Origin of the sequence: Dapis brunnea BLCC-M229 (assembly GCF_050015995.1) — a bacterium.
In the GTDB taxonomy this organism is placed as follows: Bacteria; Cyanobacteriota; Cyanobacteriia; order Cyanobacteriales; family Microcoleaceae; genus Trichodesmium.
The window spans coordinates 6627-17883 of record NZ_JBNHEP010000262.1; the positions used below are offsets into that span (position 1 = coordinate 6627).

Below are 11257 nucleotides of genomic sequence, written 5' to 3' on the forward strand. Positions count from 1 at the left end.
ATCCTGATTATTCAAACTATCATTTTTTTCAGATAAACCTGGTTTTTCCGTCAGGAAAACATTTTCATCAACTAAGAAATCGGGTTGATTATCCTGATTATTCAAACTATCATTTTTTTCAGATAAACCTGGTTTTTCCGTCAGGGAAACATTTTCATCAACTAAGAAACCGGGTTGATTATCTTGATTATTCAAACTATCAATTTTTTCAGATAAACCTGGTTTTTCCGTCAGGGAAACATTTTCATCAACTAAGAAACCGGGTTGATTATCTTGATTATTCAAACTATCAATTTTTTCAGATAAACCTGGTTTCTCTGGATGGTTTGTTCTTGTTTCTAACCAACTTTCTAAAGAGGGAGTTGCTGAACCTAATATTAATGGGCAGTTTTCCAATTCTGCTCGCCATTTCGCTACGGTGCGAGCGTGATAACAGGGGGCGGGGCGGTCTTGTTTGAAACTGTTATCATGTTCTTCATCTAAAACAATTAAACCTAATTTTGGCAGCGGTGCGAATATTGCAGAACGAGTACCGATAATAATTTGCGGAATACCCCAAGTCATGTTACGCCAGGTGTCATAACGTTCTCCCGCAGATAAGGCGCTATGGTAAACATAGACTTTTTTGCCAAAACGAGCGCGAAACCTATCGGTAAGTTGGGGAGTTAGACCAATTTCGGGAACGAGTACGAGAGCAGATTTCCCATTTTCGAGGATAGGAGCGATCGCCTGTAAATATATTTCTGTTTTCCCAGATCCGGTAACTCCATGGAGCAATATTTGAGCAAATTCTTGAATCTGGGTAATGGTTGTTAATGCTTCTGTTTGGTAGGGTGTAAGTATTTTTATTTCATCTCTGGTATCGCCTCTACCTTGTTCTCGCCGTAATACTTCCTGTTCCTGAATGACAGCATAGCCTTTTTCTTCTAGTTTCTTTACCACAGAAGTTGTAGTTTGGCAAGTGTTAAGTAATTCTGTTAACCACATTTCGCCTCCACTTTGGCGTAACACTTCCATCACTTCTTTTTGACGTGGGGTTAAATCTTTGGGTGGGGTTTGAGCAACTAGAGTAACTGCTTGTCTGAGTTTGGGTTTTGGTGGGGAAGGGGGTTCGAGATAACTTTCTACCCAACCTCGTTGTAGTAAATCTTTTAATCCTCTTTGAGCATTTTTGACTTGACGTTGAATGTATTGCCAGGTGTAGTCTTTAGTTTTGGAGTTTTGCAGAATTTCCAGAATTTTTTGAGCATTAGCATTGAGGAAAATTTCTCCACCTGTTGGTATTGCTGCTTTGATGATGCGGATGCGTCGCTGACTACGTTTGAGTAACCCTGGTGGTAAAGCAGTGCGGATTACTTTAATGAGTGGTGTTTGATAATAAATGGCGACTTTTTCCAGGAGTTCCCAATAAGTGGCAGGGAAAAAACCTCTGGTAATAATGTCTGATACATTTTTGAGGCGATCGCTACTTAAACCTTCTGGTAGTTGGGAAGTTTTGCGGATAGCGATCGCTCCTACTTGTTGTTTGCCAAATGGTACTACTAAAATATCTCCAGGCTGAATATCCAAATCGGGAGGTATTTTGTAGGTAAATAATTTTTCCTCCTCTTCAGTATCATCTGTTGAAGTTTGGAAAGGGACATCAACCAAGACTTCTACCCACTCTTGCGACTCTGGGGAAACATTTTGATAAGATGACCCAGGTTCAGCTAGGATAGGTTTTGAGGGTGTTTGGACAGAGTAGGACATTGGCAAAATTAATTAGGGGACAAATTCAGAAGTCAGAAGTTAGAAGTCAGAAGTTAAAAGTTAGAAGTTTTTTGAAGTTAGAAGTCAGAAGTTAAAAGTTAGAAGCTAGAACTCGCTTAATCCCTGTTTTATTGTCAGAATTCAGCTATAGCAATCCTAAACGATTCGTGAAAAAAACTGTAGGGGTTTGGTCACTAAATCCAATTTTTGCTTGGGTTTAGTATCCAAACTCTTATGATCAAATATTACAACCTATTATAAGATTGCTATATAATAAATTTCCCAATCTTTCAGAGACTGTTTGTAAAATAAGTCTTAACAGAGCAAATAATGACTAAAATCTAAAAGCGGTAGTACTTCAAGAGATTGAAATTTCCTAGATACCAGAGGTTTAAAGGTACATATATTCCCAGATTTTTAACTTACAAATAGTTGTCTTGATTTCTTCCTCCCTCCATACCTATTCCCTATTCCCTGTTCCCTGTTCCCTGTTCCCTATATCCTTTTTATATTTCCTTTACAAACAGTCTCTCAGACTTATAGTTTTTCTAAGCAACTTATTGAGCAAGCTAGTACATCATCATAAAAAAATTTATAATGTACAGATATTAGTATTAGAGATATCCATAAACTCAGTTTTAGCATAGGAATTACTAAAGTTTTTCAATGAATTTTTGGAGATATTTATTCTATCTTAAACAGGAGAAAATTTACGGATGAAAATAGCAATTGGATCGGACTACTATGGATTCGACCTTAAGGAAGCAGTCAAGCAGCATCTACAAAATAAAGGTATAGAAATAGAAGATATTGGTGTTAATAATTCTACCGAAGAAAAACCTTATTATCAAGTAGCTGCTCAAGTCTCAAAAATGGTAGGAAGTCAACAAGTAGAACGTGGAATACTTGTATGTGGAACAGGTATGGGAATGGCTATTATTGCTAACAAATATCCTCATGTATATGCAGCATTTTGTGAGAATAGTTTTGCTGCCGAAAAATCACGTTCAATTAATAATTCTAACGTCTTAACTCTAGGTGGGTTTGTTACTACTACCCTAGTTGCTCAATAAATTGTAGATGTTTGGTTAACCACTGAATTTCAACAGGGATGGAAACCTGATATTCAAGAGTGGTTGGAAAAATCTATGAAAGATATTGCTCAAATAGAAAAAAAACAATTTGGAAATTAATTAAAAATTAATCATAAAATGAAAGAATTTGAAGGAAAAGTTGCTCTAATCACTGGAGGAAGTTCTGGAATTGGTAGAGCTACCGCTTTAGCATTTGCTCAGAAAGGAGCCAAAATAGTTATTGCTAGTCGTAGGAAAAAAGAAAGTGAAGAAACAGTGGCAATGATTGAAGAAATTAGCAGCGAAGCTATCTTTGTCAAAACAGATATTACTCAAGCTACTGAAGTTGAAAACTTAGTTAATCAAACAATTAATAGTTATAATCGTTTAGATTACGCCTTCAATAATGCAGGTATAGAAGGAATATTCGGACCTAGTATTGAACAAACTGAATCAAACTGGAATCATATCATTGATACCAATCTTAAAGGAGTTTGGTTATCAATGAAATATCAAATTCCCCAAATGTTAAAAAATGGTCGTGGAGCAATAGTAAATAATGGTTCTATGTTGGGATTAATTGGTGCAGCTAATGCTTCAATTTACTGTGCGAGTAAACATGGTGTAATAGGGTTAACAAAAGCTGTTGCTTTGGAACAAGCAACAGCAGGTATTAGGATTAATACTGTTTGTCCTGGTGTAATTCAAACAGATATGGTTGACCGTGCTTTTGGCAAGGATGATGATAGTGAAGCTAAAGCGCAAATTGTAGCAGCACATCCTATTGGTCGTATTGGCAAACCAGAAGAAGTAGCTAATGCCGTTGTTTGGTTATGTTCTGATGCGGCTAGTTTTATTACAGGTCATTCCCTCACAATAGATGGTGGTTATACTGTACAATAGTGGAAGTTATATTCTCTGGTTAAGCTAAAGTATTTTATCAGAGAATTTTGATTGATTTTTTTAGCTATTGAACCAGGTAAAAAATCTCTGATTCGACCTTTTGACAATAGAAGAAAAATTTTTGATAATTAGTGATTATTTTTGCAGAATAACTAATTTTATCTTAGCAATGATAAGATAATTTTGGTAAAATCTAATGTTGTTTACACAAGCATAAATTATGAGCAACGAATTTGAGGGAAAAATTGCTGTTGTCACTGGAGGAAGTTCAGGTATTGGTAGAGCAACCGCTGTAGCTTTTGCTAAGAAAGGAGCCAAAGTAGTTATTGGCGATCGCATGGAAAAAGAAGGTCAAGAAACAGTGGTAATGATTAAAGAAATTGGCAGTGAAGCTATATTTATCAAAACAGATATTACTCAAGCCACTGAAGTTGAAAACTTAGTTAATCAAACAATTAATACTTATAATCGTTTAGATTACGCCTTCAATAATGCAGGTACAGAAGGGATATTAGGACCTAGTATTGAACAAACTGAAGAAAATTGGAATCAGGTTATTAATACCAATCTTAAAGGAGTTTGGTTATCGATGAAATATCAAATTCCTGAAATGTTAAAAAATGGTGGAGGAGCAATAGTAAATAATGCTTCCGGATTCGGATTGGTAGGTGGCCCTAATGTTTCAATTTATTGTGCTAGTAAACATGGTGTTATAGGATTAACAAAAGCTATTGCTTTGGAACAAGCAGCAGCAGGTATTAGGATTAATAGTGTTTGTCCTGGTCCGACTCAAACAGATTTACTTGACCGTATTTTATCTAAGATTGGTCGGAGTGAAGCTAAGGCAGCACAACCTATTGGTCGTTTTGGCAAACCAGAAGAAATAGCTAATGCTGTTGTTTGGTTATGTTCCGATGCAGCTAGTTTTATTATCGGTCATTCCCTCACAATAGATGGTGGTTATACTGTGCAATAGTTGCAGTTTATTCCCTCTTTAAACTAGAGTATTTTAGCAGGGTATTTTGATGGAATTATACTAAATCTGGTTTAGACACAAGCTTTATTATCTAAGGTAAGGTAGAAGGCAGAAGAGTTAGAGAAGAATGTGAAAAAGGTACTTTATGATAACCGGATTTGGTATTATTTAACCATTTAACTGGGCAAAAAATTTCTGATTCAACCTTTTTGCTTTGGAGACCCAATTTTGATAATTTTTCATAATTTATGCATAAAGGATGGGAACCAATTTGAATCGGGCGATCGCCTCTATACTAATTGAGAAATTTCAAAAAAGTGCTTGATTAAAAAAACTTGACATGGTATTGTAAGTATAATGGAGAAGGTTTGCTCATATAGACCCAAAGCTGGCATTTTAAGAAACAGGTGTTTCAGGTATTGTGATATCCTCTATATTTCCTTTTGAAATGAGGCAGTTAGTTTTTCTGTCTTCTTAAGTCAGTTTTGGGTACTAAATTTGAGTTTTATATTTCTATATAGTGAAAAAAAATGGGGTGGGGTTTCATACCCTTGGGATGGAAAAATTCACCCTATATAAATTTATTACTCCAAAGTTATGGTTAGGCTGTCTAGGTAAAATTTGCCGTCTAAAGTTGAAATTTGCCAGCTATCTTATCTGGGGGTAAGAGACTGATACAATCAAATTTTATCTGCCATTAAGTGGAGGGGAGTGTCAGACTCTCAGGAAAATAATTTAACTTTTATATTGATGGGGAAAATTTACCAGCTTCAATTGATAATTCCCCAGTTATGGTTAGGTTTTATCGGCAAAATTTGAACTCTGAAGTTTGAATTTACCAGCTATCTTATCTGAGAGTAAGAGACTGATACAATCAAATTTTATCTACCAGTAACTTGTACTAATACATTTCTTTTTCGAGGTCCGTCTAATTCAAAAAATAATACTGACTGCCAACTTCCTAAAGCCAATTTTCCCTCCACAACAGGAATAACCTCACTATTATTTAAAGTCATTGCCATAAGATGAGAATGAGCATTAATTGGTTCATCGGGAGGAACATCTCGCAGATGCAAATCATTATGGAGATACTTGTCAGATTCTGGTGCTAACTTTCTCAAGTATACTTTCAGGTCTTCAATTAATCTTTCCTCATTTTCATTAATCGCTAAAGCGGTAGTTGTGTGCCTAGAAAATACAATTACCTGCCCATCGGTTATGCCAGTTTTAGTTAAGACATCAATAACTTGGGGAGTAATATTGTATATTTCTATTCCTGGAGCAGTTTCTATTTCTAGAAGTTCATTTTTAATCAACATATTAATATCCTATTTTCTCAAAACTACTAATATATATAGAGTAGTTAAATATTACTTATAGCGTTTCTCAAGTTACTGAGGTACAGTTGTTTTTATCCTTTTCTATATACCTGTTTCCCAAATTACTATGACCTAGGGACGTTGCATACAACGTTCCTACCTACTCCCTCAAACAAACTAATTTTGTACCTCACTTAGAGACGGAAATTGCTATATATCATATTCGGTTGAACATTTATAAATAATGACGAAAGGAGTGAGTGAGGAAAAAGGCAAAGAAAGGAAAAAGTATAAGGAGTCTCAGGTGTTGCTGTCTTACTGTCAATCAAATAAATTTATAGATCGCTCATTATCTGAATATGCTATTTGTTAACCTTTAATATCAATCCCTAAATATTTGCCCACCTAACTACTAAATTTATTTGAGATTGGGATGAATACTCTACTTTTTCATAATGGAAAATTTTTTAGTCAACTAAACTTGTTTCTTCGTTACTAATTACAATTTTTCCAACAGCGCGACCCATTTCACTATAAGCATGAGCTTCTGCTATTTCTACTAATTTATATGTTCGGTCAATAATTGGTTTAACTAATCCATCTTCAATCAATTCTCGAATGGCAATTAAGTCACGGGGGTTAGGTTGAGCAAGAACTAATTTAGATTTTTTACCAGGCATAAATAAGGTTATGAAAGTAGAAGGTAAATTTTCTAAAGTTGGTAGGGTGGAAATATAAATTCCCTCTGACTTTAATACATTTTCACAACTAGAAAAAGTTTCTTTCCCAACAGTATCAAAGATAATGTCATACTGTTCAGATTCTTTGGTAAAATCAATCTGATTATAATCAATAACGCGGTTTGCTCCTAAACTTTCTACTAAGGTAATATTTTTACTACTACAAACACCTATTACTTCAGTTTTCATTGCCTTTGCAATTTGTACTGCAAAAGTTCCAACTCCCCCAGAAGCACCATTAATTAATACTTTTTGTCCTGGTCTAATTTGACCTAAATTAAGTAATGCTTGAAAAGCAGTTAAACCTGCTACTGGCACTGCTGCTGCTTGGCAATAATTCATATTTTTTGGTTTTAATGCAGCAGTATTTGCAGGTATAGCAATATATTCTGCATAAGCACCTCCGACTAATGGATTAATAAATGTATAAATTTCATCTCCAGGTTCAAAGTTTTCTACTTTTTCCCCTACTTCTAATACAACTCCAGATAAGTCACAACCTAAAACAATAGGAAAGTTAAAACCGGATAATAATTGTAGTTCCCCTTGTCTAATTTTCCAGTCAACAGGGTTAACACTGGTAGCTTTAATTTTGATTAATAATTGATTAGGTGTAACTTGAGGTTTTTCCATTTCTGAATATTCTAAAACATCAGTGGAACCATACCGACTAATAGTGACTGCTTTCATGGATTTTTACTGTTCAATTTTGAATTCAATTATAAGACTAAGAAATTATATCATGTCCGGTTACATACTTATCAATGATAGGAAATAGGGAAGAGGTAATGGGGAATAACTTAACTGGGTATAAAGTGGGAAGAGATAATAAACAATAAAGAGGAATAAGAGTAGTTTTTTGGATAAAAGATAGTTATAAATTTTCTTTTTTTAATCCTCAAAACATCAGCACATAGAGCAGTAGGCAAAACATATCCAAGTTTTATAATTTTCAGATTCGGTAAATAAATAGGCAATATCTCAAAATTTGTTTCTGTATTTGAGGAAATTAGTATCAGGTTTCGCAAGATAGAGTAGCAGGGAAAGCATATTTAGTTTTTATAATTTTCGCAGTAGGTAAATTGAGAGGCAATATCTCAAAATTTGTTTCTGTATTTGAGGAAATTAGTATCAAGTTTCAGAGAGTCAGACCCGACTTTACTGTTTGCTTGAAATTCCTTTTTTCTCCAAGACCTACTTTCTGAGTTGAATTATCAAAAAATTATCCGAATAATTATCACAGAAGCAAAAATTCCTTTTTTTCCCAAGACCTAATTTCTGCCTTTAATTATCAAAACATTATCCGAATAATTATCACAGAAGTAAAAATTCCTGCCACATCAGTAGATAGAGTAGCAGGGAAAGCATATTTAGTTTTTATAATTTTTGCAGTAGGTAAATTGAGAGGCAATATCTCACAAGTAGTTTCTGCATTTGAGGAAATTAGTATCAGGTTTTGGAGAGTCAACTCAGACTTTGTGGTTGGTGGAAATGCCTTTTTTTCCCAAGACCTACTTTCTGAGTTGAATTATCAAAACATTATCCGACAAACTATAATAGAAACTAACATTCCTACCACATCAGCAAATAAAGCGGCAGGCAAAGCATATCGAGTTTTTTTAATTCCAACACTGCCGAAATAAACAGCTAATACATAAAAAGTTGTTTCTGTCGAACCCTGCATTGTTGATACTAAATAGGAGAGAAAACTTAATGGTTCATTTGTAACTATTTCCGACATAATGCCAAAAGCACCACTGCCAGATAAAGGTCTAATTAATGCCATAGGTAATGCTTCTGCTGGCATTCCGATTAAATTAGTTATCGGTGATAAAATTGCAGCCATAATATCTAGTGCGCCACTAGCTCTAAACATTCCAATTGCTACAAAAATTGCCACCATAAAAGGAATGACTCTGACGGCAACTTCAAATCCTGCTTTTGCTCCTTCGGTCATTGTTTCGTAAACTTTAACTCCTCGGAAATAGCCGAAAAGTAGAAAGGAACAAATTAATATTGGCAATAACCAATTAGACAAACTTTGGAAAAAAGCAAGACTAAAAATATAGGGTATACCTCTGAGGTTTAAGCGATAAATTACTGCACCTAAAAAACTACCAATTAAACTGGCAAAAACTAATTTGCCAATTTTGGATGGTGGGGTAAGCTTTGAGATTTTTTCTTCTCTGTCAAGATAATCATTTTTCTCTAAATATTCTGGAGTAACTGATTGATTTAAACTTGGCATTGGTTGCCGACTTGCAAAAAATTTTGCTGCTACAACAGCCGCAATTGTAGAACAACAAGTGGCGATAATTGTAGGTAAAATAATATCTCCTGGATTAGTAACACCTGCACTTGCTCGAACAGTTATCACACTAATAGGAATTATCGTAACTGAAGAGGTATTAATTGCTAAAAATAAACACATTGCATCTGTGGCAGTTCCCTTTTCTAGATTGAATTTATCCATTTCTGCCATAGCTTTTAAACCCATCGGTGTTGCAGCATTTCCTAATCCTAAAGCATTAGCAGCTATATTTAAAATAATGGCAGACATAGCAGGGTGAGATGGGGGTATATCTGGAAAAAGTTTGACCATTAAAGAATAAATTAAACGGGCAATTATTTTCATTCCTCCTGCTGTCTCGACTACTTGAATTATGCCTAACCATAATGCCATACTACCAATTAATCCAATAGCTAAAGTAACAGCATTTTTGGCACCTTCAAATGATGCTTCAGTTATTTCTATCATCCTACCGTTATATACTGCTATGACTGTAGCTAAAATTATCATAAATAGCCAAATACTATTAATAGGTGATGTTTGTGATTGATTCATTTTTAGAGAATAGGGAGTAGGGAGTAGGGAATAGGGAATAGGGAAAAATAATTGATTTATATAGTGCGATAATTTATTAATTATCTGTTAACTGAAATAGCCTTGATATTTGACATTAGCATTTTATATTCATTATTTATCATTTATAAAACAGATAAAAGCTAGCTGAATGCTTACTCTCTAGATTACCGAATAATTAATAATTAAATAATTCAATTTTTATGTTAAGAAAGATGTTTATAAAGCATAGCTCTAAAATGGGAGGTAATTATCAATTATCCATTAATGAACTATTCCTCATCTATCTTTCTACCACAATGAGGACAAATTATAGAGTTTTTTTGCTGACTTAAAGCTCTTTTTTTTTGAATTTCTTCAGTAAAACCAGAAGCAACTATACCTGTGGGTAAAGCAAATATTCCAATTCCAATTAATGCAACTATCGCTCCTAAAAATTTACCTAAAGGAGTAATAGGATAAACATCTCCATAACCGACAGTTGTTAAAGTAACAATTCCCCACCACATAGCGGCAGGAATATGAGGAAAATTTTCTGGTTGAGCTTCATTTTCAGCAAAGTACATTAGACTGGCAGAAGTTACCAATAAAATTACACCTATAAATAGAGAAATTACTATTTCTTCTTGTTTTGACTTAATGACTTGAGCAAATAATTTTGTCGTGTCTGAATATCTGGTTATTTTGAATATCCTAAATATTCTAAATATCCGAAATGAACGAGTAAATATTAAGTTTGGCAATAATAAAGGTAAGTAAAATGGCAAAATAGCAATTAAATCAATAATTACTAAGGGTTTGAGCATAAATCTGATTCTTCCCCAGATAGAATGTTTATATCCAGAAGCAACTTTGCATGACCAAACTCGCAAAATATATTCAATAGTAAATATGATTACTGATATTAATTCCAAGCTATCTAACCAAGTTTGATATTGTTGATAAATATCTTCTACTGTGGAGATAACCACAGTTATAATATTGAGGATAATTAATGTGATGATGAAGACTTTAAAGATTTTGCTGTAGGAGTCTCCAGGATTATCTAACTCAATAATTTCAAATATTCGGCGTTGGATTTTGTGGAGCATTTTTTCTATATACCAGGGAATAGGGAATAGGGAATAGGGAACAGTGGAAAAACATTTCCTAGTCTAAGATTTGTCATAAGTCTATGTCTTAACCAATTCTTTGTTAGCTATACAAGTTTGAGAATTATTTTTATCTTTATGTCGAGAATTATATAGTCATTTATTATGTGATGTGAGTCATATTTTAATCGAAGGTATTGAGATTTTAGCGGGGTGATAAATTTTGGCAGTGGCAAATTTTCTTGGGCAAGGTCTGGAAAGTTTTGAGTAGAGTCTCTGATACCTATTGCCACAATATTTTTCAAACACTCCAACTTTCAAGCTAAATCTTCTAGCCACTTTTCAACTAAGTTTTTTTGATTGAGTAATATCCCATATTCGACCTTTGATTTTGTAGAGGATTTTTTCTATATAGTTTGGCAAGTGGTTTGATTTTTGGGCGAGAATTATATAGTCATTTATGATGTGATGTGAGTCATAGTTTAGTCTGAGGTATTGAGATTTTAGCGGGGTGATAAATTTTGGCAGTGGCAAATTTTCTTG

Annotated in this window: 9 protein-coding genes and 1 pseudogene; 4 read left to right on the forward strand and 6 right to left on the reverse strand. The window is 34.1% G+C overall.

Features of this window, described 5'->3' with window-relative positions:
• The coding region (locus ACP6PM_RS30215) for a DEAD/DEAH box helicase (RefSeq protein WP_426590578.1) at window positions 1-1749 on the reverse strand (1749 nt) is incomplete at its 3' end.
• A gap of 716 nt (window positions 1750-2465) precedes the next feature.
• Here ACP6PM_RS30215 and ACP6PM_RS30220 point away from each other — a divergent pair.
• From ACP6PM_RS30220 to ACP6PM_RS30230, 3 genes are all read left to right on the forward strand, one after another.
• Window positions 2466-2822, forward strand: coding sequence for an RpiB/LacA/LacB family sugar-phosphate isomerase (locus tag ACP6PM_RS30220; RefSeq protein ID WP_426590579.1), 357 nt, complete (start codon window positions 2466-2468; stop codon window positions 2820-2822).
• Window positions 2823-2960: 138 nt separating this feature from the next.
• Entirely contained in the window at window positions 2961-3725 is a 765-nt protein-coding gene (locus tag ACP6PM_RS30225) for an SDR family oxidoreductase (protein WP_426590580.1), read from the forward strand.
• Window positions 3726-3945: 220 nt separating this feature from the next.
• Complete coding sequence (locus ACP6PM_RS30230) at window positions 3946-4701, forward strand: SDR family oxidoreductase (protein ID WP_426590581.1); 756 nt, start codon at window positions 3946-3948, stop codon at window positions 4699-4701.
• An 881-nt stretch (window positions 4702-5582) separates the two neighbouring features.
• On the opposite strand, the gene ACP6PM_RS30235 is transcribed toward ACP6PM_RS30230, so the two are convergent.
• Window positions 5583-6020, reverse strand: a complete 438-nt coding sequence (locus ACP6PM_RS30235) for a secondary thiamine-phosphate synthase enzyme YjbQ (protein WP_426590582.1) — start codon at window positions 6018-6020, stop codon at window positions 5583-5585.
• A 244-nt stretch (window positions 6021-6264) separates the two neighbouring features.
• Here ACP6PM_RS30235 and ACP6PM_RS30240 point away from each other — a divergent pair, with 244 nt between their 5' ends.
• Window positions 6265-6393 (forward strand): hypothetical protein, encoded by a 129-nt coding sequence (locus tag ACP6PM_RS30240; RefSeq protein WP_426590583.1) that lies wholly within the window; start codon window positions 6265-6267, stop codon window positions 6391-6393.
• A gap of 94 nt (window positions 6394-6487) precedes the next feature.
• Here the strand turns inward: ACP6PM_RS30240 and ACP6PM_RS30245 are convergent, their stop codons facing one another.
• The 4 genes and pseudogenes from ACP6PM_RS30245 to ACP6PM_RS30260 form a co-directional block, all read right to left on the reverse strand.
• Window positions 6488-7450 (reverse strand): NAD(P)-dependent alcohol dehydrogenase, encoded by a 963-nt coding sequence (locus ACP6PM_RS30245; RefSeq protein ID WP_426590584.1) that lies wholly within the window; start codon window positions 7448-7450, stop codon window positions 6488-6490.
• An 841-nt stretch (window positions 7451-8291) separates the two neighbouring features.
• Window positions 8292-9605: a nucleoside recognition domain-containing protein gene (locus ACP6PM_RS30250; protein WP_426590585.1), complete on the reverse strand. Its 1314-nt coding sequence runs from the start codon at window positions 9603-9605 to the stop codon at window positions 8292-8294.
• Window positions 9606-9895: 290 nt separating this feature from the next.
• Window positions 9896-10714: an ion transporter gene (locus tag ACP6PM_RS30255; RefSeq protein ID WP_426590586.1), complete on the reverse strand. Its 819-nt coding sequence runs from the start codon at window positions 10712-10714 to the stop codon at window positions 9896-9898.
• 342 nt (window positions 10715-11056) lie between these two features.
• Window positions 11057-11257, reverse strand: a pseudogene (locus ACP6PM_RS30260) (hypothetical protein); the annotation flags it as partial.